Source organism: Sulfolobales archaeon, from assembly GCA_038897115.1.
In the GTDB taxonomy this organism is placed as follows: Archaea; Thermoproteota; Thermoprotei_A; order Sulfolobales; family AG1; genus AG1.
This window is the reverse complement of sequence record JAWAXC010000008.1, coordinates 20,794-42,134: the sequence shown is the minus strand read 5'-3', so window position 1 is coordinate 42,134 and position 21,341 is coordinate 20,794. Positions and strand designations below refer to the sequence as shown.

25 protein-coding genes are annotated in these 21,341 nt (G+C 45.8%); 14 read left to right on the top strand and 11 right to left on the bottom strand.

What is annotated here, in order from left to right:
- From QXE01_02445 to QXE01_02425, 5 genes are all read right to left on the bottom strand, one after another.
- Positions 1-393: hypothetical protein (locus QXE01_02445; protein ID MEM4970093.1), on the bottom strand; the 393-nt coding region annotated here is incomplete at its 3' end.
- A 91-nt stretch (positions 394-484) separates the two neighbouring features.
- Positions 485-955 (bottom strand): DUF411 domain-containing protein, encoded by a 471-nt coding sequence (locus tag QXE01_02440; protein ID MEM4970092.1) that lies wholly within the window; start codon positions 953-955, stop codon positions 485-487.
- A gap of 32 nt (positions 956-987) precedes the next feature.
- Positions 988-1,764: a hypothetical protein gene (locus tag QXE01_02435; protein ID MEM4970091.1), complete on the bottom strand. Its 777-nt coding sequence runs from the start codon at positions 1,762-1,764 to the stop codon at positions 988-990.
- 123 nt (positions 1,765-1,887) lie between these two features.
- Entirely contained in the window at positions 1,888-2,160 is a 273-nt protein-coding gene (locus QXE01_02430; GenBank protein ID MEM4970090.1) for a winged helix-turn-helix domain-containing protein, read from the bottom strand.
- The gene (locus QXE01_02425) at positions 2,157-2,720 is read right to left on the bottom strand and encodes a hypothetical protein (GenBank protein MEM4970089.1); all 564 of its coding nucleotides are present in this window, start codon (positions 2,718-2,720) and stop codon (positions 2,157-2,159) included. The genes QXE01_02430 and QXE01_02425 overlap by 4 nt, the downstream gene beginning before the upstream one ends.
- 98 nt (positions 2,721-2,818) lie before the next feature.
- On the opposite strand from QXE01_02425, the gene rbsK reads away from it, so the two are divergent.
- The 4 genes from rbsK to QXE01_02405 all read left to right on the top strand — a co-directional run bounded on the left by rbsK (position 2,819) and on the right by QXE01_02405 (position 5,890).
- The gene (rbsK, locus tag QXE01_02420; GenBank protein ID MEM4970088.1) at positions 2,819-3,760 is read left to right on the top strand and encodes a ribokinase; all 942 of its coding nucleotides are present in this window, start codon (positions 2,819-2,821) and stop codon (positions 3,758-3,760) included.
- A gap of 102 nt (positions 3,761-3,862) precedes the next feature.
- Positions 3,863-4,417, top strand: a complete 555-nt coding sequence (locus QXE01_02415; protein ID MEM4970087.1) for a hypothetical protein — start codon at positions 3,863-3,865, stop codon at positions 4,415-4,417.
- A 224-nt stretch (positions 4,418-4,641) separates the two neighbouring features.
- A complete protein-coding gene (locus tag QXE01_02410; GenBank protein MEM4970086.1) occupies positions 4,642-5,649 on the top strand; it encodes a PhoU domain-containing protein in 1,008 nt (335 codons plus the stop codon).
- 97 nt (positions 5,650-5,746) lie between these two features.
- Positions 5,747-5,890: a hypothetical protein gene (locus QXE01_02405; protein ID MEM4970085.1), complete on the top strand. Its 144-nt coding sequence runs from the start codon at positions 5,747-5,749 to the stop codon at positions 5,888-5,890.
- A 20-nt stretch (positions 5,891-5,910) separates the two neighbouring features.
- Here the strand turns inward: QXE01_02405 and QXE01_02400 are convergent, their stop codons facing one another.
- Positions 5,911-6,687, bottom strand: a complete 777-nt coding sequence (locus QXE01_02400; protein MEM4970084.1) for a hypothetical protein — start codon at positions 6,685-6,687, stop codon at positions 5,911-5,913.
- Between the two features lie 254 nt (positions 6,688-6,941).
- Between QXE01_02400 and QXE01_02395 the strand changes: the two genes are divergently transcribed.
- From QXE01_02395 to QXE01_02370, 6 genes are all read left to right on the top strand, one after another.
- Positions 6,942-8,006 carry a TIGR00303 family protein gene (locus QXE01_02395; protein MEM4970083.1) on the top strand — a complete coding sequence of 355 codons (1,065 nt, stop codon included), beginning with the start codon at positions 6,942-6,944 and terminating at the stop codon, positions 8,004-8,006.
- Positions 7,993-8,826, top strand: a complete 834-nt coding sequence (locus QXE01_02390) for an adenosylcobinamide amidohydrolase (GenBank protein ID MEM4970082.1) — start codon at positions 7,993-7,995, stop codon at positions 8,824-8,826. The genes QXE01_02395 and QXE01_02390 overlap by 14 nt, the downstream gene beginning before the upstream one ends.
- The gene (locus QXE01_02385) at positions 8,807-9,355 is read left to right on the top strand and encodes an NTP transferase domain-containing protein (protein MEM4970081.1); all 549 of its coding nucleotides are present in this window, start codon (positions 8,807-8,809) and stop codon (positions 9,353-9,355) included. Before QXE01_02390 ends, QXE01_02385 begins: the two co-directional genes overlap by 20 nt.
- Entirely contained in the window at positions 9,331-10,389 is a 1,059-nt protein-coding gene (locus QXE01_02380; GenBank protein MEM4970080.1) for a histidinol-phosphate transaminase, read from the top strand. The genes QXE01_02385 and QXE01_02380 overlap by 25 nt, the downstream gene beginning before the upstream one ends.
- A 123-nt stretch (positions 10,390-10,512) precedes the next feature.
- Positions 10,513-11,748: a phosphoglycerate kinase gene (pgk, locus tag QXE01_02375; GenBank protein MEM4970079.1), complete on the top strand. Its 1,236-nt coding sequence runs from the start codon at positions 10,513-10,515 to the stop codon at positions 11,746-11,748.
- The gene (locus tag QXE01_02370; GenBank protein ID MEM4970078.1) at positions 11,745-12,779 is read left to right on the top strand and encodes a type II glyceraldehyde-3-phosphate dehydrogenase; all 1,035 of its coding nucleotides are present in this window, start codon (positions 11,745-11,747) and stop codon (positions 12,777-12,779) included. The genes pgk and QXE01_02370 overlap by 4 nt, the downstream gene beginning before the upstream one ends.
- Positions 12,780-12,868: 89 nt before the next feature.
- On the opposite strand, the gene QXE01_02365 is transcribed toward QXE01_02370, so the two are convergent.
- Together QXE01_02365 and QXE01_02360 are read right to left on the bottom strand one after the other, a co-directional pair.
- Positions 12,869-14,506, bottom strand: a complete 1,638-nt coding sequence (locus QXE01_02365; GenBank protein ID MEM4970077.1) for a thiamine pyrophosphate-requiring protein — start codon at positions 14,504-14,506, stop codon at positions 12,869-12,871.
- 191 nt (positions 14,507-14,697) lie between these two features.
- Positions 14,698-15,249: a hypothetical protein gene (locus QXE01_02360; protein ID MEM4970076.1), complete on the bottom strand. Its 552-nt coding sequence runs from the start codon at positions 15,247-15,249 to the stop codon at positions 14,698-14,700.
- 380 nt (positions 15,250-15,629) lie between these two features.
- Between QXE01_02360 and QXE01_02355 the strand changes: the two genes are divergently transcribed.
- From QXE01_02355 to QXE01_02345, 3 genes are read left to right on the top strand one after another with little or no spacing between them, the layout of a single operon-like run.
- Positions 15,630-15,962 carry a hypothetical protein gene (locus QXE01_02355; protein MEM4970075.1) on the top strand — a complete coding sequence of 111 codons (333 nt, stop codon included), beginning with the start codon at positions 15,630-15,632 and terminating at the stop codon, positions 15,960-15,962.
- A 29-nt stretch (positions 15,963-15,991) separates the two neighbouring features.
- Positions 15,992-16,291: a DNA-binding protein gene (locus QXE01_02350; protein MEM4970074.1), complete on the top strand. Its 300-nt coding sequence runs from the start codon at positions 15,992-15,994 to the stop codon at positions 16,289-16,291.
- 10 nt (positions 16,292-16,301) lie between these two features.
- On the top strand, positions 16,302-16,580 hold the full coding sequence (locus QXE01_02345) for a hypothetical protein (GenBank protein ID MEM4970073.1): 279 nt from the start codon (positions 16,302-16,304) through the stop codon (positions 16,578-16,580).
- Between the two features lie 257 nt (positions 16,581-16,837).
- On the opposite strand, the gene ilvC is transcribed toward QXE01_02345, so the two are convergent.
- Genes ilvC through ilvB form a run of 3 tightly spaced genes read right to left on the bottom strand, consistent with a single transcriptional unit; the run spans position 16,838 to position 19,805 of the window.
- Positions 16,838-17,824, bottom strand: a complete 987-nt coding sequence (gene ilvC / locus QXE01_02340) for a ketol-acid reductoisomerase (GenBank protein MEM4970072.1) — start codon at positions 17,822-17,824, stop codon at positions 16,838-16,840.
- Positions 17,824-18,051, bottom strand: coding sequence for a hypothetical protein (locus QXE01_02335; protein MEM4970071.1), 228 nt, complete (start codon positions 18,049-18,051; stop codon positions 17,824-17,826). The genes ilvC and QXE01_02335 overlap by 1 nt, the downstream gene beginning before the upstream one ends.
- Positions 18,036-19,805: a biosynthetic-type acetolactate synthase large subunit gene (gene ilvB / locus QXE01_02330; GenBank protein ID MEM4970070.1), complete on the bottom strand. Its 1,770-nt coding sequence runs from the start codon at positions 19,803-19,805 to the stop codon at positions 18,036-18,038. The genes QXE01_02335 and ilvB overlap by 16 nt, the downstream gene beginning before the upstream one ends.
- A gap of 254 nt (positions 19,806-20,059) precedes the next feature.
- Between ilvB and QXE01_02325 the strand changes: the two genes are divergently transcribed.
- Entirely contained in the window at positions 20,060-21,322 is a 1,263-nt protein-coding gene (locus QXE01_02325) for a hypothetical protein (GenBank protein ID MEM4970069.1), read from the top strand.
- Positions 21,323-21,341: the final 19 nt, after the last annotated feature.

Below are 21,341 nucleotides of genomic sequence, written 5' to 3'. Positions count from 1 at the left end.
AGGCGGGCTGACCTTCTTAATGAAGGGAGGTAGCCTCCCCTCCTTCATAGCCTTAAGCTGTGAGAAGAACGAGTTCCAGGCCTCGTTATTCTTCTGAATAACGGCCTGGGCGTTAACACCTAGAACATTTTTATACTTCTTATAGTACCTCCTCCAGGTTCCCTCGAAGTCCACCCGCTGGTTTCTAAAGAACTGTTGTCTCCTCTCGTAGTTAAGCTCATTATACAACCTGGCGCAGACATCAGCTAGCTTCAGCAACTTCCTATGCTGGCTACCGCTCGGTAGGAGTCTGATAACGTTGGTTCTCACATTCGAGGAGGGGGCCTCCGAGATGGTGGGTATTGCGGGGGATAATCGGCCCCCGCCCCTCATCCTAGTAGATTGACCCACCATCTCGGAAGCCCAGAGCATATATCGAAACAAAAACTTAAAAATCTAACCCCGCCTTTAAAGTCGAGGTTTGCCAACTATTTTATGTAACCCTTTATAGCACAGCGAATACTTTGATCGAGCCGTCGAAGCTATATATAATAAATGGCCCCTCCTTAGGCCCTGGCATTCCCGGGGATCCCTGTGGCATCCCCGGAAGAGATATTCCCTTGATATTTGGTTTTTCGTTGATGAGCTTCTTAATAGCCTCTGCGGGCACGTGCCCTACTACTATGTAGCCTTCTACTATTGATATGTGGCAGGATCTTAGCTCCGCAGGGATTCCCAGCTTATCCATCAACCCATCTATATCATCTATAACTCCAACCTCTACCTCAGCACCCAAGCTAGAGAGATACCCTGCATATCTAGTGCAGCACTCACAACCAGGAGACTTATATAGTGCTATGCTTAACCCGCTGAGATCCTTATTCTCACCCCGCATACCCAGCACAATGTAGAGGGCAACTATAGCTAGCACTAGGGATATGGAGGCAACGGTGAAAAGGGTTTTTCTTGAAGTCATAGGCATCACCAAAGAAAGGGGGAAATAAAAAATTATTTATTTGGAATTGCTGTGTAGCCGTTGAAGCTGATCTTGCTGACTATTATGTGGGGCAGGTTCATGAGGGCTTCACATGCTTCCATATGGTGCTCTTCCTCGTCGCTGTGATTTTCACCCCCCATAGCCATGCCCCCCATATGGTGGTTCACCATATGGCCCATGCTATGCATCATACCCCCCATACCTCTTTGTTGTGCTGGGTATCCTTGGAGGTTGTGGCACATAGCTGTTCCATGCATCATCCCTCCCATCATGCCCATCATGCCGCATCCCATCATGTTGCACATATCTGCCATGCTACCCATATAGATTCCCTCTATAGAGACTCTTGTGTTGTTCAGCGTCTTCCTCAGATCCTCTAGATCAAGAATAGCTCTTGTGCCATTAGGTGATATAACCACCCACTCCTCAGCTGGGAGCACTAAGGCATAACGCCCGCCTCTGCTATCGACCAGGATTGCCATGTGTTCCATATCCTCGATATCGCTTGTCACTAGGAAAACACCGCTCAGCCCGGTCTGGCTATAGTTCATCGACATCATCCCAGCCATGGAGGACATTCGGCCCATATAGCTGTTGCCCCACCCTATCATACCCCCCATACCATGCATGGCGCCTGGCATACCATATGATCCCATGGCGCTCTGCACGCCCATATATGCTGTGTTGAACATATAGCCCCAGCCATATGCTATCGCCTGTGCTATAGCTATAATAGGGATCAACAGTACCGCAGATGCCAAAGCTATAGCAACTACACCTATCCTCATATACCTCACCAAGATCAAAGGTGCAGGGATATTTAAAAGGGCTGCTCACGATCTGTACTAACGATCTGTTAGTGCTAGAACCCTTCCTAGAGTAGAGAGAAAACCTATAGTCTCAAGAGTCTGCTAACCTTCGAGGCCTAGCTTTTCGAGGATCTTAATCGCCTTCTCAAGATCCTCGAGACTCTTCAACCCCTTCTCCGTTATCGACACCCTCTTCGACGACCCCTCATAGGCTATCAATACAAGTCCTTTCCCCTCAAGCTCTTTAAGCAGGTTCTCCAGCCTATCATAGGGCATTCTAGCGATATATGTGAGGCCTGTTATTGTTGTTGAGCCCTTATATGCTAGGTGATATAGTATATCATATACAATCCTAGCTCTAGATCTTTTCTTCATCTATGCACACCTATACCTAGGGATATAGATAGAAACCCCCCTGTCCTGAGGATCTCTGCGATAGAGATCACTATGAATCCATATGGCGCTGGGGCGATCGATACTATGAATCTGAGTAGGTGTGAGGCTGAGAGTAGCAGGAATCCGGCTATGATAGGCGCTGATCTAGATCTAACTGCTATGAGGGTAGAGAGCACAAGCCCTATTAGCTCGCCATAAACATAGTAATATGCCAAGGGAAATATGAGCGCTTCCACATAGATCTTTGAGAACCTACATGCTATGATTAGAATATAGCCAGAGATGGAGGCATAGGTTGAGAACAAGATTAGGGATGAGAACACAAATAGATCGCCTATGAAGAATGATGCGAGAGACAGGACTATTGATCCTAGTAGAAGTGAGAAGGCTAGAGAGAGCATTGTGAGAGCATCATCATCCGTGGATCTCGCGGCATGGAATAATCTATAGCTGGTTGATGCAAGGATATATGTGGAGATCAGCTGCATAAAGATAAGGGGGATATCAGCAATACCTGGTAGCACGATCTGCAGGGCCATTCTACCTTCCACCTCTAGTGATGCTTAAATATTTAAATAGCCCCTATAGCTTTGAGTATATGAGGGTTTAAGGGGAAGTATATTGGCTGGGCTGTGATATGGTTATAGCTGTTGTTGTTGGTAGCATAAATGTGGATTTCATGATCTATCTGGATAGGTTTCCAAGCCCTGATGAGACTGTGAGTGATGGTGTCTTCGAGATCCACTTTGGCGGGAAGGGCGCTAACCAAGCCGTTGGCCTTGCTAGGCTGGGTTCGAAGGTATATATGGTTGGTCTTGTGGGGATGGATAGCTTTGGTGATATGGCTATCGAGAATCTCAGGAGGAACGGGGTTATAGTGGATTATGTTGGGAGGAGTGATAAGAGCCACACAGGGGTGGCGTTTATATTTGTTAATAGGCATGGGGGCACGATGATCGCTGTTGCTCCAGGGGCTAATAGGCTCTTAAGACCTGAGGATGCGGAGAAAGCCCTGAGATCGATTGGGAGGGCTGACATAGTGCTCTCACAGCTAGAGATCCCTGTTGAAACGGTTGCTAGGATCGCTAGACTCTCAAGGGATATAGGTGCTAAGTTTATCCTAACCCCGTCACCAGCTAAGAAGATCCCGGATGAGGTTCTTAGAGAGATCCACACGATAGTGCCAAATAAGGTTGAGGCGTATAAGATCCTTGGGATAGAGCCTAGAGAGGATGTTAAGGAGAGAGATCTTGAGGAGATATCTGGAAAGCTCATAGAAAAGGGGGTTGAGAATGTTGTTATAACGCTGGGGGATAGAGGGGCTGCATACTATACCAGAAAATCCACACATATATCTATTATACCAGCTATCAAGCCTGAAAAGGTGGTGGATACAACGGGGGCGGGAGATTCCTTCACAGCATGCTACTCCTACGCAGTAGCCTTGGGCAAGAGTGTTGAGGAAGCCGTTAAAATGGGGATCACATGTGCCTCGATAAAGATCTCAAGGAAGGGGGCCCAGGAGGGGATGCCAAGGCTGGATGAGGTTCTAGCAATACTAAACCAGAAGATGATCTGATACGTCTGCAACCCCTTTTAAACCCAACTCCAGCTTAGCGAGTCGATGTTCCCCGTTAAAAAGCTATATCGTGGAGTAGCGGAATAGCTCTAAGGATAGGCTATGTTTAGAAAATCCCCTAGGATTTCCGTATATATAGCAATAGCCATGGTGATTTTAGCGGTAATAGCATCCCTTATAATCGCTAACCAAGGTGAAAAAGCCTCTAACACGTTGGGTAGTAGTATATCATCTATAACCGCGACCCAATCGTGGCGGCTAATATGTTTATTGATAAATGGTGTTGAGGCAAAGCTATATCTAGCTGACACACCATCGAAACAGGCAGAGGGGTATATGTTTAAAAACTCAACCGACTTCCTCGGGGTAGGTGCTGTTGGGATGCTCTTCAACATATCAACCCAGCCAGGCTATACAGTTGCATTTACTATGAGAAATGTTATCTTCCCACTATATCTTCTCCATATAACACCTGTTGAAGGGGTAGGAGATATAGCTGTTGAAGTAATATATATGGAACCAGGTAGAGAGCCATATATTGTTTCTGCTAGATCGCAGCATGACTATTTCATAGAACTTGATACAAATTTCTACAACAAATACATAGCCCCCAGAGGAGCGGAGGGTATATTGGTGAGGGTTACTGGCATTTGCTAGATCATATTTACTGGATGGATATAGATCCTTCGGCTCTATCATATTTCCTCGAGATATTTAATTAGAGGCTAGGGCTGACCATTCATCTGTCTAGTAAAACCCATATAAACCGGGGCTCCTTAATGGCTGAGAAGCTTAAAAGGGTTTTTCTCTTCAGCATTTTCCATATGTATACATATTTATCATATTATAAGCTTCTATAGCATGTTTTATTATGGATGCATATGTCTACTTCTCTGCAGGAGGAGAGGAGGATCCAGGAGGTTAGGGGTTCATATATCCTCTATCTTCCGAAGGAGTGGTGTAGGGATCTCAATCTTGGAAAGGGTTCCAGGGTTCTTATTAAGAGGGTTGGCTCTAAGCTTGTTATAGAGCCTTCAGAGGCTCCCCGTATTAGGCTATACTCTGATGTGGATTTGGATGAGATTGGCGAGGGTTCTCTATACCATATGCTGATCTCACTCTATATCTCGGGAGCCGAGCAGATCAAGGTTGTCTCTAAAAAGCCATTGTCTAGTGAGGTTAAGAAGATGATATCCATCTATGTTAAGCATATGCCTGGTTTTAGCCTGTTCGATGAGGCTAGGAACTTTCTGGTTCTTAGAGAGGTTAGAAGGGGGTCTGAGCTAAACACAGTTGTTAGGAGGATAATCCTTAATGCGAGATCCCTATTCGAATATGTTATAAAAACATATGGTGGGGATAGAGCTGAAGAGGATCTTGAGGAGCTGGATAGCGAGATAGATGCTATTAGGAGGGAGGCTGAGAGGATTTTCAACATAATGCTGACAAGCCCTGGGCTAGACGGTGATTCAAAGCTTCTTCAGAAATCATATATAATGGTTCAGATAGCGAGGGTGATCGAGAGGATCTCGGACCATTTAGTAGCTATTGCACAATATACAGAGAGCTCCGAGGAGGATAGAGCTAAGATTCACTCGATGCTCAGCAATATATATAGCTATTACACAATGATTGAAGAGCTTATCAAGCAGAATCTACAAGATGAGGAGATGGGTAGAAGAGGTAGGGAGCCTCTTAAAAGGGTTATATCGAGACTCGTAGATCTTATAGAGAGCAAGAAGAAAATCCACAGCATGGTAGCCGAAGCAGGGCTTGAGAAGGATATAACAGCTTACCATATAATGAGGATCTATGACTATATAACAGATATAGCAGAGTATGTTCTAGATATGATAGCTATTTCATCGCTAATAAATAGATCCTCTTAGTTACAACTGAAAACCTCGCCCCTTTAGGGCGGGGATGGCTATATGCTTATAATCTTTGATGCTGGTGGTTTGGTTAGATGATGAGGTAGTGATGTGCTTGGCAACCAGGTCCCCGGATGATCATGGATGGGGGCTGGCATCTATAGCCCCGGATCCCCGAGAGGGGATGGGGGTAACTGGCTGGAGACCCGGCCTAGGGCTAAACCATGCGAGAGACCATGGTGATCTACTAGAGAATTGAAAGAAGAATTGAAAGAATAGCTATGATCTACCTCCGCTCAATGCTTCGTCTAGCTCTGAATGCCATTCCATATGCCTGCTGAGATTTAGTATAGAGGTTGATAGGGAGTAGATGATATAGAGCCCTAGTGTTATAATTGCGAGGAAGATCCCGAGGGATATAGAGCTTCTCTTGCTATTAACCCCTTCTATAAGTGGATCTTCTCTAGATATTTTTCTTATAATAGATATCTCTTGAGATCTATGTATGTAGAGCCATACCTCAAGATCCTCTATTAGTGAATAGATAGAGGAGATCACAGCTACTGGTGATGCTACCCCTGTTATAAGTACTAGTGCTAACCTTATCAGAGGATCTAGGGGGATTAGAATTGATAGTAGGAAGAGGAATAGGAGTACCATAGATATTATGAGTAGCTTGAGGCTTGTTAAAAGGGAGGGTCTATTACTTCTAATAGCATTTATCTCAGCTGAGAAGCCCTGTATATCTATCCCCCTTGATGAGAGATAACTACTGAGCTTCGAAGCAGAGTCCCTAGCATGTGTTGATAGAGCTCCTCCCAGATATATTATGCTTGGAGCTGCAATACCCATCCCCACAAAACATAGAATCGATCCTATGACGATGATCAAAATACTTAAGGGCATTGGAAAGCCTAGAAGGATCAGGAAGAGCATTATCAACCCTATATAGAGAATAAAAACACCAACACCTAGAATAAATGATATAGCTAAATATCTCGCAACAGGGATAGCAATGCTTTGCAAACCCTCTCGAGACGTCACAGCCCTTCCCATAGTAGTGCATTAAATAAAAAATATAAGCCCCGCTATAGAATGCTAGGTTCTTGAGAGCATTCTAATCTATAAAAGCTAAAAAGCAGCATACCTTAAGTATAGATATTTATATCTCGGAATATACTCTAGATATGGTGTGATGAGGGGGTTATGATCTGAATATATGAGGAGGATAGATCCGGGGCTGATCATTGAATAGCCCTCCGATGGCTTCTATATATTCCTAAATAAATATATATGGATGGTATATCCATATGGGCAGAGGTTTCAGGGTTTTAAGGGGGTCTCTAGATGATCTGGATCTAGATAGCTATGTAACCATCTACCTCATCGCTTCCACAAAAACCTCAACCATCCCGGGGATTTCTATTGCAGGGGCTACCCCCCAGCTAACCCTATATACACCTGCCCTTGATGTTGAGTATCTCTCATGTGGAAGGCCTAGAACCATGGATGTGATCCCTGTAACCCCTGATGGTCTTCCAACCCCAGCTCTTCTTACAAGGGCGTGTCTTAACCTTCTTGGTAGGAAGCCTCTTGTCGTTGACTCGGGCTCCTATGTTGAGCCCATGATAACCCATATAGATCTCTCTAGCAGGGTTGTGGGAGGCTCTATAGATGTTGAGAACGCTCTTCCGCGCGGCACCTCTAGAAGGCTGTTTAGCGAGGCAAGGATTTTGGGTAGGGTTCTCGGTAGAAGCTATGGATTGCTGGTTATAGGGGAGAGCATGCCTGGGGGTACAACAACCGCTATGTCGATCCTCGAGGCCCTAGGCTATAGGGCTGCGGTGAGCAGCTCCTCAAAGGATAACCCTTTGGAGCTTAAGAGGAGGGTTGTTTCGAAGGCCCTTGAAAGGGTTTCGAGGAATATGGATCTATTTGATCTTAACGATAGCGTTGGCGACCCCCTACACATATCTATAGCTGGGATAGCTGTTGGGGCCCTCGAGAGAGGCTCTGAGGTATTGCTTGCTGGAGGCACCCAGATGGCCTCTGCGGTGGCTCTTGCAAAGAGGATCCGAGGGTCTCTGGAGGGTCTACACGTTGCAACAACTAGATGGGTTATAGAGGATCCAACAGCTGATCTATCGGGTATGCTTAGAGAGATAGCCCCCGAGGTATCCCTAGCATATATAGATCTAAGTTTTAGCGGATCACCCTATCCAGGTCTTAGAAAATATGATGAGGGCTATGTGAAAGAAGGTGTAGGCGCTGGGGGAACATGCCTGCTAGCCCTTTTAAAAGGGTATAGCCTTGATGAGGTGCTATCCTCCATATATAGGGAGTATGGGGTGCTAACAAATTATGCTAAGACCTAGGCTATTAGATGGCGAGACACTGCTTGTAGAGCTCCCAACCACTATGAGATCCCTTGGAACAACTGTCTATGGGGGAGGGCTGGCATGGATCGACTCGGCTATATTTAAGAAGGTGGATAAATGCTTCTCCAACCCATCACCCCAGGAATATGCAAGATCCATTGCAACAATGGTTAGAAGAAATCCAGCTGTTTTCCTAACAGCTGCTGATGTTAGCGAATACATATACGTAGCTCTGGAGAGGGATGGGGTTAGGGTTGAGGCTATAGCTACCGTAGGGCTTACACATCCAGCATGCATCGGGTTAGAGCCTAGAGGTATAAGGGGGGTGGGCACTATTAACATCTTTCTAGCCACAGATCTAGGGCTTGATGAAACAGGAATCACAGATCTATTCAGATCCGTGTCAGAGGCTAAGGCAGGGATAATCTCGATCCTGGGCTTATCATGTGAAGGCCTCCCAGCTGTGGGAACCGTTTCAGATGCAACTGTAGTTGCATCTCCACCAGGCACCAATACATATGCTGGCCTGGGAACCACTGTTGGGTTTCTAGCTGCTTCAGCTGTGTTGGAAATTATTAGGAGGCATATGCTTAGAAGGGATTCCAAGGACTATCTAAGATATATGGGGCTAGAGAGATCTTCTGGGCACCATGGTATCGAGGCGAGGGAGCTACTTATAAAGAGACTCTCACTCCTTATAACCCAGCTCAGAAGACTCGCCATTATCCCTTGGATAGATGATGAGAGTTTCGAAGAGATCAGAAGGGCTCTTGAGAATCTCGGTGAGAGGAGAGACTGTGGAGAGGCGGAGAAATAGAGTCTCGATCCTCGTGATGGCTGGAGGGCTTAGCAGGAGATTCGGAGGCCCTGGCAAAGTGTTTATAGATGTATGTGGTAAGAGGCTCATAGACAGGGTTTTAGAAGCTGTATCTGGGCTGGGAGATGTATATATAGCTGTGTCTCCCCATACTAAGGCCTATTCCGAGGATCTATGTAGGATATATAGATGCATAGAAACAAGTGGGAAGGGATATCCATGGGATCTTTCTGAGGCTCTTTCAAAGCTCGATAAACCCGTGCTTGTTCTACCAGCCGATCTTCCCTTCATAACACCAGATGCTATAGAATCTTTCCTCTCAAGAGCATTCGAGGCTGGAGAGCCTGTGGTCACCCTTAGAATATGTAGGGAAGGATCTTGTGAGCCTATAGGTATATCCCTCATAACCGGTGATGGAACTTCCTGGGCTAATATAGACTATCAATACTCAGAGATATTCATGGATATAGATACCCCGGAGGATCTTGCGAGGGCTGAGGAGATATGCGGATCCACGGTGGCTCGGTAAGGGCTAGGCTGGATTTCAGCGTGAACACAAATCCTCTGGGCCCGCCGGAGGAGCTCTACAGGGTTCTGAGAGGCATCTGTGCTCTAGAGGATATGTTGAAGAGATATCCCGACTATAGCTATAGAGATCTTAGGAGAAGCCTCTCCGAATTCTATGGGGTTGATGAGGATTCATTACTACCCCTTAACGGCTCTTCAGAGGGCTTCACACTAGCCCTGCTAGCTTTCAGGCCTAGGAGGGTCTTATCTATAGAGCCAACATTCGGAGATCACATGCTGGCCTGTAGATCTCTTGGTATTGAGAGCATCTATATACAGTATAAGGAGCGAGGGGATAGATTCATCCTGAATGAAGAAGATCTTGGGGATTTGGAGAGCCTCTGCAGAGATCCATATACTATGATATATATGAGCAATCCTAACAACCCAACAGGCTCTTATATAGATATAGAGAAGCTCTATAGAGCTCTGGATAGATGCAGAGGCTATATAGTCATAGATGAGGCATATGCAGAGCTCTGTGATATATGTCCACTAAAGCCTGTGGAGCCTCCGGAGAACATGGTGATCCTCAGATCACTTACGAAATGGCTCTCAATCCCTGGCTTAAGGCTTGGATTTCTATACACCTCGTCGAAAAGGGTTCTAAGGGTTTTTGATGATATAAGACCTCCCTGGAATGTTAATTCTATAGCTGAGTGCGCTATTTCAAAGCTACTAGCTATATACCCGGCTGAGATGAAGAACTTCATCGAGAGATCCAGGGTATATATAGCTGGGGAGAGGGGCTTCCTTATAGAGAGCCTTAGAGGAGCAGGGGTTCCGAAGGTCTATAGAAGTATTGCTAACTACATATTAACATGGTTTGGCGATAAAGCCGAGGAAATCCTAGATGAGCTGTTGGAGAGGGGGATTTCTCTTAGGGATTGCAGCTCCTTCAAAGGCTTGGGGAAGGGATATCTGAGGATCTCTGTGAGGGGGAGGAGGGATAATGAGGAGCTTATAACAGTTATTAGAGATCTATTGAGGGGCTAGGTAGAATGGGTATACCCATTAATACTCATATAGAGGTGGATAAATATAGATACTAGGGTATATACATAGTAGATGGGTATAATCTTAATAGCCTCCTTGGATATATGATATGGGGAGAAGTTTTTGTCGTACAAGATCCTCGGATTCTATGGGATCGGAGATATAGATCTATCCTCTAAAAAGATCCTCTTAAGGCTTGATCTTAACTCCCCAATAGATCCTAGGTCTAAGAGGATATCAGATGATAGCAGGATAAAGGCCCATGCTGAGAGTGTTAAGAAGCTAATAGAGATGGGAGCTAGCATTGTTATTATAGCTCATCAGGGGAGGCCTGGGGATAGCGATTTCACAACTCTTATGGAGCATTGTGAGAGGCTATCTAAATACACAGGTTATAACATTGAGTATGTAGACGATATTATAGGACCATATGCTATAAAGAGGATCTCCTCTCTAGAGCCTGGCGAGGCTATAATGCTTGAGAACATCAGATTCCTCTCCGAGGAGATGATCGAGGCGCCTCCAGAGGCTCAGGCCAATAGGATCTATGTTAGAAAGCTCTCAAAATACTTCGATATATATGTTAACGATGCATTTGGAGCATCCCATAGATCTCAGCCCAGCATCGTGGGGTTCCCAGTTGTTATGAGGGGTGTTGCTGGGCCTATAATGGAGAGGGAGCTCTTAGAGCTCTCAAAAGCCTTCTCCGAGGAGAGTAGACCCAGGATCTTCGTTCTAGGGGGTGCTAAGGTGCAGGATACAGTGAAAATTATAAGGAATATTGTTTCTAGAAGAGCTGCTGACGCTATACTCCTAACAGGGGTTATATCCCTTGTCTATCACATGGCCTTGGGAACGGATCTAGGGGATGAGAATAGATCCTTCCTAAGCTCGAAAGGCTATACCCAGCTTCTAGAAGATGCTAGGGAGACCATGGGGGCTGGGGTGCCTATAATACTTCCAAGGGATTATAGGGTTCTCAGAGGGGAGGCTGTGGAGAACCTCAGGGTAAGCGATCTCAAGGCTGGTGGAAGAGCTCTCGATATAGGTGAGGAGACTATAGAGGAGTATAGCAGGATCATGAGGGGTGCTAGGGTAATAGTTATGAGGGGTCCCGCGGGATATATAGAGGATGAGAGGTTTAGAGCCGGTACTGAGGCCCTGCTTAGAGAGGCTCTCTCTTCAAGGGCTAGGGTTATAATTGGTGGGGGCCATCTAGGCTCTATGGTTCCAGAGGACTACGATAGATCCAGAGTTCTAGTCTCAACAGGTGGTGGTGCTTTGCTAACATATCTATCTGGAGAGCCTCTTCCAGCTCTTGAGGCGCTAAGGATCTCTGCTAGGAGGTGGTGGGGATGAGTGTGAGGGTAGCTATAAATGGCTTTGGAACCATTGGGAAGAGGGTTGCTGATGCTGTTGCGAAGCAAGGAGATATGATCCTCGTTGGTATATATAAGAATAGGCCTAACTACGAGGCATATATAGCATATAGAAAGGGCTATCCAATATATACAAGCCCTGAAAGGGTTGGAGAGTTTGAGAAGAGGGGCATACCTGTTAGGGGTACTCTCGAGGATCTCTTGGGCAAGGTTGATGTGGTTATAGATACAACACCCTCTAAGGTTGGTGAGAGCTATAGACCTGTCTACGAGAAACACGGGGTTAAGATGATCTTCCAGGGTGGTGAGAAGGCATCCATCGCGGAGATCAGCTTCAACGCCCTTGTCAACTATGATAAAGCCATAGGCTCGAGATCTGTGAGGGTTGTGAGCTGCAACACCACAGGCCTTGTGAGGATCATAAAGGCTATATCTAATCACTATAGGGTTGAGAAGGTGAGGGCATATATTGTGAGGAGGGCAGCAGATCCCAAGGAGATCGGTAGGGGTCCTATAAATGCGATAGTCCTAGACCCTCCCAAGATACCTAGCCACCATGCAGATGATGTGAAGAGCGTGCTCGGAGATATGGATATTGTTACAATGGCTGTCGCAGCCCCCACAACCCTTATGCATGTTCACATGATAACCATGAGGCTCTCTGAAAACACAACTAAACAGAGGATCCTAGAGATACTTGGGGAGACCCCTAGGATCGCAACAGTTAGCTCGGATCAGAGTGGGATAACATCTACAGCAGAGATTATAGAGGTTGCAAGGGATATGGGGAGGCCTAGGGGCGATATATATGAGAATGTGGTGTGGGAGGAGAGCATAGATGTTAGGGGGAACGAGGTAAGCCTGATCCAAGCGATACATCAGGAGGCGATTGTGATACCAGAGAATATAGATGCTATAAGGGCTATAACCGGTATTGAGAGGGATTGGAGGAGAAGCATTGCAAAGACAGACTCAAGCCTCGGAATAGTCAAGACATTTGCTAAGCCATAGAAATCCCTAGGAGATAAAAGCAGTTCTAAGGATCCACAATCTATGAATTGATAATCCATTCTTTTGAACCCTTAATAAAGCTCTATACCCTAGCTTCTAACCCTCTCAACGATCACCTGGATCACTGATGGTTTCAAGGTTTTCTTCATATGTATATAACCCTTCTCCAGCTCCCCCCATATCGACTCTGGATCCTCTACGAGGGAGTAATAGCCTCCAAGGCTCTTCACATTCTCGCCAAGGGGGAGTCTAATATCGAACATAGCTCCTGGGAAGAATGATCTTTTAACAGCCTCGCCATCGGGGAATAGATCTTTCACAGCTCTTGCACTAGCCAGCCACCCACCATTATCGAAGATCACTACGAGAACAGGGTATTTATATGCTATATAATAGAAGGCGTCTGGCACACCAAATATAAACGATCCATCTCCTACTACGGCTATAGCGTCTCTACCACTAGCAATTCTATATCCCACCGCAGCTCCTAAAGCCCATCCAAGGTAGCCCATGGAGGGGTTCCCAAAGTATGATCCATATTCATTAAGATCGGCGTATCTAGGGTTAAATGGGTATTCATTTAGGATTGCTAAGCCATATTTAGATGCTAGTCTTCCTATTTCATAGGATAGATATGCAGGGTTCACAGGCCTTTGATTCGAGATCCTCTCAATATATCTCTTCTTCTCTTCCTCCTGCTCCGCTTTGAGAGCACGGATCTCCTCCTTCATATAATCCTTAGGCTTGGTATGAGGCAATATACTATCGAGGGCGTCAGATACTGTGGATTGTATACATAGATCGCATTGGAAGCCGTTATAGGGTATATATGTTTGAATAGGATCAACATCGATCCATATAACCCTAGCACCAGCCCTTGGTCTCTGTATCCTTGGGATCCAGGGTACATCGTTCTCTATAACTATTAATAGATCTGCCTTTTCTATATCATAGCTATCAATAGCCATAGAACCCCTTGAAGGGTAGTTAAGCGTCTCACCAACATAGTTTATAACAGGTATTCCCACACCGTCTGCGAATCGCTTTAGCGATTCAAACCACTCCCTCCTCCTACCAGATCTCCAGGCTATGATCACAGGTCTCTCAGCCTCATTGATCATCTTCGAAGCCTCCTCAACAGCCCTTCTAGATATCCCAGGCTCGCTGGGGGCCCTGGGATAGGGCTTTCTAGGCTCTACCTCTTCCACACTTACCTCTCTGGGGATCATTATATATATAGGGCCTCTGGGCTCGCTATATGCTATCTGAAACCCCCTTAGGATCACATCTAGAGCCTGCCTCCCAACCCTGATCTCATATTCCCACTTAACCCATTGTCTAACGATACCCCCTTGATCCCTGGCCTCCTGAGGCCAGTGGATCCTTATATTCCTTGAAGCCCTATCGAGATCCTCCGTGTAGGGGGATCTTCCAGCAATAACTATCAATGGTATTCGAGATATATAGCAGTTCATTATAACCCCTAGAGCATTAGCGGTTCCAGGTGTTGTGTGTACAGCTAGAACACCTATTTTCCCCCCGAGGGAGTATCCCATCGCAACCGCTGCAGCGGTGATCTCATGTGGAACCACAACAAGATCTGGGAGACTCTCATCCCTCACCTTCTCCTCTATGAAAGCTGGGTAGTCCGTTCCAGATACTATGAAGATCTTGTCAACGCCGAGGTTCCTAAGTGTTTCAAGGATTATTCTTGCAGTTGTAGGCATAGTCCCACAATCTGATATATACTAAGGAAGGGATATAGAAGCGATTAGATCATCAATCTCCCCTCTCTCCGGTGGAAACCCCGCCCATATATAGAATAATGGGTATGAAGAACAACTGACTAGCCATGGATAAGGGGTGGGCTATATATTCGTATAAATACGTGTTCATTGGCTGGTGGATATAGGCAATGCTACTTCTTCTCCTCTTTTTCTCTCTTTTCCTCTTTCTCCCTCATCTTCCTTAGTGCGTATCCAACCATCATTGATGCGTATATATGTAGCTTCCACGCCTCAGGCCTATCGCCATATTCATCGGTGACCTTTCTAGCTAGCTCTCTGAGCTCCAGGGCTTCTTCAAGTGTTAGCTCGTCTTTCTCTAAAAGCTCTTTGATCCTCATCCACTCCTCCTTGGAGATAGGGTTCATAGTGGCTAGCTTCACAATTCTAGTAGCCTCATTCTTTAGCATCGACGCCTCTAATGGTTTTAACCATCCTTGGGAGGTTAGGTATTCTATGAAGAACTCCTGATAAGATCTAAATGCCTCTCCAAGCCTCGTGATCCTCCTATCTATATATTCCTTAAGCTCCTCGAGCCTCCTATCAATCGCCTCGAACCTCTTATCAATCTCATTAAATCTAGTATCGATCTCAGAGAACTTCCTACCAAGCCAATATGTTATCCCTCCAAGAGCAGATAGAATAGGGATCAGCACCGCTAGAATATCGATCACATTTACATCCATTAGCTAGCCCAACCTACCTAGATATCTATTAATTTAACTAAAATATATTTATAATATCTAGAGAACGCTACGACCTATTGCGACCTTCTTCTATTAATGATCACCGGTTTGAAACTCCTTAGAGGCTTTATAACTGAAAGCCTCGTCCTTTAAGGCGGGGAGGAGGTCAGCGCGGAAATTCGATCCTGGCTATCTAGAGGTTCTAAGCTCTATAGAGCTTAGGAATCTATGATAGCTATATGTTATCATCGGATCTCTAGGCTGTATCTTTTTCAGAAATATGGGATATATGGCCTGCATATGCATATCTCATAAGATATTAACAAGATAGAAGCAGCATCTATAGATAGAGAGCCATGGGTTGGGTGGATGATGTTTCTATGATATATAATATAAGCCATAGTGATCCGTATGTGAAGGGTCTTAATATTATGAAGAACATATCAGCGATCCTCAGCCCTATAAACAATATCCTTAGAATACTACCTGGTATCGCTCAGAATGCTGAGGACGCTCTTAAACAGCTATCCTATATATCCACTGTATCAAGCTATATGGAGAGCATTCAGGTTGCTAGTGAGAGGGCTGTTAGGGGGATGGCTATTCTTGAGATCCTGCCCTGGATATTCATTACATCCTCATTAATAGCTATTATAATGATTGCTGTGGGCCTCACAATAGTTAGAAGGGGTGCTAGGGGCTCAGCTTTGTAGTGGTTATTAATGTGTGTGGAGAATTGGTTATGGTGTGGATAGTGGCTTCTATAACGCCTGCAAGGGAGAGGGATGAGGTTGTCGTGGTTGGGAGGGAGAGGCCGTATAGATATGCTCTCGATATAATTGTTAGGATGAACCAGGGGAGCGATAATATAACGATTATTGGGAGGGATAAGAATATCCCAAAGGCTATAACCGTATATAATATCCTCAGGGATAGGCTTGGAGCTGCTTTAGAGCTTAGAGGGGTTAACATAGGCTCGACATATAATAAGAAAAATAGGAGGATCTCATATATAGAGATAAAGATCTCTAGGAAGATCTAGAGGATCCTATATGGGCTCCTCGAAAGACCCAGATCCCTGGAGAATCGATTTGGGGAACGTTATAAACTCTCTGAGAAACCTCCTTATAGTCTATATCATAGGTCTCTCTATACTACTTATATATGTATTTCTTCTCGGGATGGGGATAAGGATCCTATTGGAGCTGAGGATCCAGGGTAGGGAGGCTATAATGGCTATATATGGGGTTATACTAACAGCTATGTGGCTCTACGGCTGGTGGATGGCTATTAAATACCTCAGAAAGATCTTTATATCGAGGGCTAGCTAGCATCTACAAACCGATCTTATCGCTAGATCTAAACCGTGGGGAGGGGTTGAAACGTCTTTGATGGTCTTTAGAAGCTTTTATATGGGTTCATGGTTAATACCCTTCAGGGCTATTAGCTATGCTGATACATATAGGCTCAGGAGGTTATAAGTATTGGTGACCCCGGGTTTCCAAGACCCGTGGCTGAACCGCGGTGAGGGGGTCCGGGGAGACCGTGATGAGCCCGGGAGTGGCCAAAACCGCTCTCGGGGGAACGGTCAACGCTCTCCCTGTGATATCCTTCTAATCATTTCTCCAACAACTTCTGCCTTATGTCTCCTAATCTCATCCATTAGCTTTCTGAGGTTCTCAGCACCTCTTCTATACTCCTCAACCCAGATCCTTGCGAACTCACCATTTCTAACCCTTTCCGCGGCTCTTTTCATGTTCTCCTTAACCCTCTCATCTATTACCGTTGGGCCTACTGTTAGGCCTCCGAATCTAGCTGTTTCTGAGACGTTTTCAAGCATTCCTGTGAAGCCCTTCTCATATATTAGATCCATTATGAGTTTAGCCTCATTTATAACCTCGAAATAGGCTACCTCGGGCTGGTATCCAAGCTCTACCAATACCTCGAAGCCTTTTTTAAGCAGCTCTAGAAGCCCTCCCACGAGGACTGTCTGCTCCCCTATAAGGTCTGTCTCTGTCTCCTCAGCAAATGTTGTCTCTATAACACCTGCCCTTGTAGCCCCAATACCCTTTGCTATTGCCAAGGCATATTCGAGGGCTCTCCCGCTATAGTTATTCTCAACAGCTATCAGCGCTGGAACCCCCCTCCCCCTTAGAAACTCCTCTCTAACCTTTCTCCCGGGGGCTTTTGGAGCTACCATTATCACATCAACATCTCTTGGAGGCCTTATAAGGCCGAATCTTATGTTGAAGCCGTGGGCGAAGTCCACCACCATCCCCCTCCTCAGATTCGGCTCAACCTCATTTCTCCACACCTCGGGCTGCACCATGTCGGGTATAAGCATCATAATAATATCAGCCCTTCTAACGGCCTCTGCAACGCTATATACCTTAAAGCCGTCTCTAGAGGCCTCCTCCCAGGATCTACCTTTTCTAAGACCTATTATCACATCCAACCCGCTATCCCTGAGATTCAGTGCCTGTGCCCTTCCCTGGCTTCCATAGCCTATAACAGCTATTACCTTCCCCACCAGGGGGTCTAGAGATGCATCCTGATCTCTATAGATTCTCGCCATCAAATCACCTCAACACTTTCTACATCTAGAGAGACTAATATTTTTTTCCTAACCCACTCTATCTCAGACTCCTCACCCCTAACCCTTATAATCACCTCGACATCCCCGTTGGAGCCGAATTTGGAGGACATCTCGATCATCTGTATCCTGCCTCTTCTAACAATGTTTATGATCCTTGCGAGGGAGTCTATCCCCATATATGCTCTCACCACTAAGACCCTCTCCATATGAGATCAACCTCCAGCCCCTCTGGCGGGATCGCGTTTGCAAGCCATTCTCCAGGCTTTACCCATGGTAGCACGATATCCTTCTCCCTGTCTAGGGTTATATCTATGATCACAGGCTCATCATTCCTCACATATCTCCTAACAATAGACTCGATCTCGTCGTAGGTGGAGGGCTTATAACCATCTATCCCATATGCCTCTCCAATCTTTATGAAATCGGGTATGCTGCTGAACTCAGTAGCTATAACTCTTCTTGAGTACATATAGATCTGCCATTGCTTTACCAGCATGAGGGCTCTGTTATCGAATATAACCACTATAACTGGGAGGTTATAATCCCTTATAAGGGATAGGTTGTTCATAGTCATCTGGAAAGATCCATCGCCATCTATTACCGCAACAGGCCTGTTCCTAGCAGCGATCTTAGCTCCTATGGCAGCTGGTAATCCAAAGCCCATTGTTCCCAGCCCAGCACTTGTTATAAATGTACCTGGTATATAGACGTCCCAGTGGAGCTCGCACCACATCTGATGACTCCCAACCCCAGTGGTTACAATTGAGCTCGGGGGTAGTGCTCTTCTGAGGATTTTAAGCACCTTCCACGGTGCGAAGGGCTTCATCTCATCCGCCTTCCTAGCTATGTGATCCTCGTATTTCCTCCTAATATCCCTTAGCCATGCTAGGAAGCTCCTCCTACCATCTACTGGTTTCTGCGCCTCTATAGCGAGAACCTCTGGGAGTAGATCTAACATCTTTTTAAGGGCCTTCTTAGCATCTGATACAATACCTATCTCTGTCCTAACATTTTTACCTATCTCGCTTGGATCTATATCGATGTGGATTATCCTCTTAGCATTCATCTCCTTAAACCTACCAACGGTTCTATCACTAAACCTAGTCCCAACGGCTAGCACCACATCTGCGTTGGCTAACGCGGCATCAGCCTCTAGCCTTCCATGCATCCCAGCAGGCCCCATATAGAGGGGGTGATCGTTTGGCACACAGTTCTTCCCAGGGAATGTCGAGACTATCGGCATCCAGAGGATCTCGGCTAGCGATATAGCCTCATCCCAGGCCCCGCTCCAGCATACCCCTCCCCCTATGAGCATAACCGGTCTCTCAGCCCTTATAAGGATCTTTAGGGCCCTCAATATATCCTCCCTATCCGGCTCAGGGCTGGATACTCTAGGCCTTATCCTAAGCCTAGGGTTGGGGTTATCAACTACCATGCCGAGCTGGACATCCCTGGGGATATCTATGAGCACAGGGCCCGGCCTACCCTGGGTAGACGCTATATAGCCTGTTATGAATGAGCTAACAACATCATCAGGGGATCTCACCTGTATGTTGAGCTTTGTGATTGGGAATGTAACACCAATTATATCTGTCTCCTGAAACCCATCCCTCCCGAGGATCGATGTGGCTACCTGGCCGCTTATAGCTACAACAGGAGAGCTATCCATATACGCATTTGCAAGCCCAGTAACAAGGTTGGTTGCCCCAGGCCCGCTGGTAACAAGCACAACACCTGGCTTCCTAGTGATCCTCGCATATGCGTCTGCAGCATGTATAGCCCCCTGCTCATGCTTAAATAGAAAGTGCTTGATATCCTCTGCATCATAGAGGGCATCATAGAGGGGCATTATACTCCCGCCAGGTATTCCGAAGACATGTTTTACTCCGAGTCTCCGCATAGCATTAACAAGAGCATCTACAGCCCTTACCCTCACCTGATTTCCAAGGGCATCACCCAAAGTTCCATCACAACCACCGAAAAACCATCACCTATCCAGCCTTATAAGCATTTCCCTCCAGAAGATCTATTTTAACACATATAAATTAAAGATCTACAATGGCTTAGAGCCGAGAATAACAGATAACTAGGATCAAGAGGTCTTCCATGCTAATATATAGATAGAGTCACATGCTACAATCGCTTATATACAGCTGGAGCACCTGCCCACATAGAGATAATTACAATAGTAGCTATATCTCTATGATGATTTAGATGGGGCTAGAGAGATCTAGGATGCTTATGCACATATCATCGCTAACCATGATCCTAGTCATCATGGGAGCTGCTATAGCAATGTGGAGCGATAGCCTAAAGATAAAAACCACCATCAACACCGGGGATGTTGATGTTGAGTTCGGAGAGATAAGCACCAATGATCCTGAAGGCTCTGTTGATCCAGGATATACTAAGAATGTGGGCACGTGCTACGCCAATAAGGTAGAGATTGAGAACGAGGATCAAGGGAATCCCAGCGGCAACAACGATCTAGATCTAAATATAACGATTGTAAATGCATATCCAAGCTATAACTGCACAATAACCTTCGAGGTGAGGAACACAGGAACAATACCGGTTAAAGGACCACATGTAACTACTGATAGCGATTTCAACAGCTGGAACGGCACGTATGTGATCTGTATAGCTAACTTCACAGAGATACAGATAGATCCTGGGCAGAGTGCTTGGTTCAAGATAAGCTGCCACGTATTACAATCCGCACAGGAGAATCAAATATATAAAGGGCAGATCTACCTAATGTTCCACCAGTGGAACGAGGAGCCAACAACCACAACACCACCTCCACCCCTACAACCCCAGATCAGGAAGTTCTTCACCAACAGTACGGGCGGCCAGCTACCATATGATGGGCAGAGCTTCTACGTAAATATAAGCAGCAAGGGTCCGCCAGGAAACAAAAGGTTTGACGGTACTAATCCACAGCACGTGGTTCACATAATAGATTTTCAGAATGGTGGAAGTGCCATAAGTAGCCTCAATATAACGGATTACCTCCCAGTCGACTGGATAGCATCGCCAAGTGGTAATAGCATAGCTATGTGTAAATACACCTCGCTACCAAGCGGATTCCCATATGGCTCGGGATGGCCTAGCCTCTCATGCACAGGAGGAACACAGCTAGCCACTGTTGTTAGCTATGGGGGAGGCAACTATATGAATACCTATACCTTTGGAGGCGGCACAATAATGGTTAACATAACGAGAACAGGTAGCTTTCCAGGGATAAACCAGGTGATCAGGATAAACATTACAGGGATAACCATCGGCCCAGGGGAACACATAGTGATAGTGATCAAAACTGAGTTCGCTGGAGAAGATAACCCATATGATCTAGGTTATTTCAACAGCGGCACAGGACCCCTAGGAAACTACAAGCTATTCACAAATACGGCAAAGGCTGAGTGGGATAGCAACTCTATTAGTGTGAGTGCAAGCTACAGAGGCTATCCCAAGTAGGATTGAAATATTTTTATTC

Bases quoted from the DNA above. Each gene is read 5' to 3' on its own strand.
- QXE01_02400 (MEM4970084.1), bottom strand. From the start codon at position 6,687: ATGGGAAGGGCTGTGACGTCTCGAGAGGGTTTGCAAAGCATTGCTATC.
- QXE01_02345 (MEM4970073.1), top strand. From the start codon at position 16,302: ATGGGCTCCTCGAAAGACCCAGATCCCTGGAGAATCGATTTGGGGAAC.
- QXE01_02410 (MEM4970086.1), top strand. From the start codon at position 4,642: ATGTCTACTTCTCTGCAGGAGGAGAGGAGGATCCAGGAGGTTAGGGGT.
- QXE01_02350 (MEM4970074.1), top strand. From the start codon at position 15,992: ATGGTGTGGATAGTGGCTTCTATAACGCCTGCAAGGGAGAGGGATGAG.
- QXE01_02380 (MEM4970080.1), top strand. From the start codon at position 9,331: ATGCGGATCCACGGTGGCTCGGTAAGGGCTAGGCTGGATTTCAGCGTG.
- QXE01_02435 (MEM4970091.1), bottom strand. From the start codon at position 1,764: ATGAGGATAGGTGTAGTTGCTATAGCTTTGGCATCTGCGGTACTGTTG.
- QXE01_02440 (MEM4970092.1), bottom strand. From the start codon at position 955: ATGACTTCAAGAAAAACCCTTTTCACCGTTGCCTCCATATCCCTAGTG.
- QXE01_02390 (MEM4970082.1), top strand. From the start codon at position 7,993: ATGCTAAGACCTAGGCTATTAGATGGCGAGACACTGCTTGTAGAGCTC.
- QXE01_02370 (MEM4970078.1), top strand. From the start codon at position 11,745: ATGAGTGTGAGGGTAGCTATAAATGGCTTTGGAACCATTGGGAAGAGG.
- QXE01_02395 (MEM4970083.1), top strand. From the start codon at position 6,942: ATGGGCAGAGGTTTCAGGGTTTTAAGGGGGTCTCTAGATGATCTGGAT.
- QXE01_02415 (MEM4970087.1), top strand. From the start codon at position 3,863: ATGTTTAGAAAATCCCCTAGGATTTCCGTATATATAGCAATAGCCATG.
- rbsK (MEM4970088.1), top strand. From the start codon at position 2,819: ATGGTTATAGCTGTTGTTGTTGGTAGCATAAATGTGGATTTCATGATC.
- QXE01_02430 (MEM4970090.1), bottom strand. From the start codon at position 2,160: ATGAAGAAAAGATCTAGAGCTAGGATTGTATATGATATACTATATCAC.
- QXE01_02325 (MEM4970069.1), top strand. From the start codon at position 20,060: ATGGGGCTAGAGAGATCTAGGATGCTTATGCACATATCATCGCTAACC.
- QXE01_02355 (MEM4970075.1), top strand. From the start codon at position 15,630: ATGATATATAATATAAGCCATAGTGATCCGTATGTGAAGGGTCTTAAT.
- QXE01_02335 (MEM4970071.1), bottom strand. From the start codon at position 18,051: ATGGAGAGGGTCTTAGTGGTGAGAGCATATATGGGGATAGACTCCCTC.
- ilvC (MEM4970072.1), bottom strand. From the start codon at position 17,824: ATGGCGAGAATCTATAGAGATCAGGATGCATCTCTAGACCCCCTGGTG.
- QXE01_02425 (MEM4970089.1), bottom strand. From the start codon at position 2,720: ATGGCCCTGCAGATCGTGCTACCAGGTATTGCTGATATCCCCCTTATC.
- QXE01_02365 (MEM4970077.1), bottom strand. From the start codon at position 14,506: ATGCCTACAACTGCAAGAATAATCCTTGAAACACTTAGGAACCTCGGC.
- QXE01_02360 (MEM4970076.1), bottom strand. From the start codon at position 15,249: ATGGATGTAAATGTGATCGATATTCTAGCGGTGCTGATCCCTATTCTA.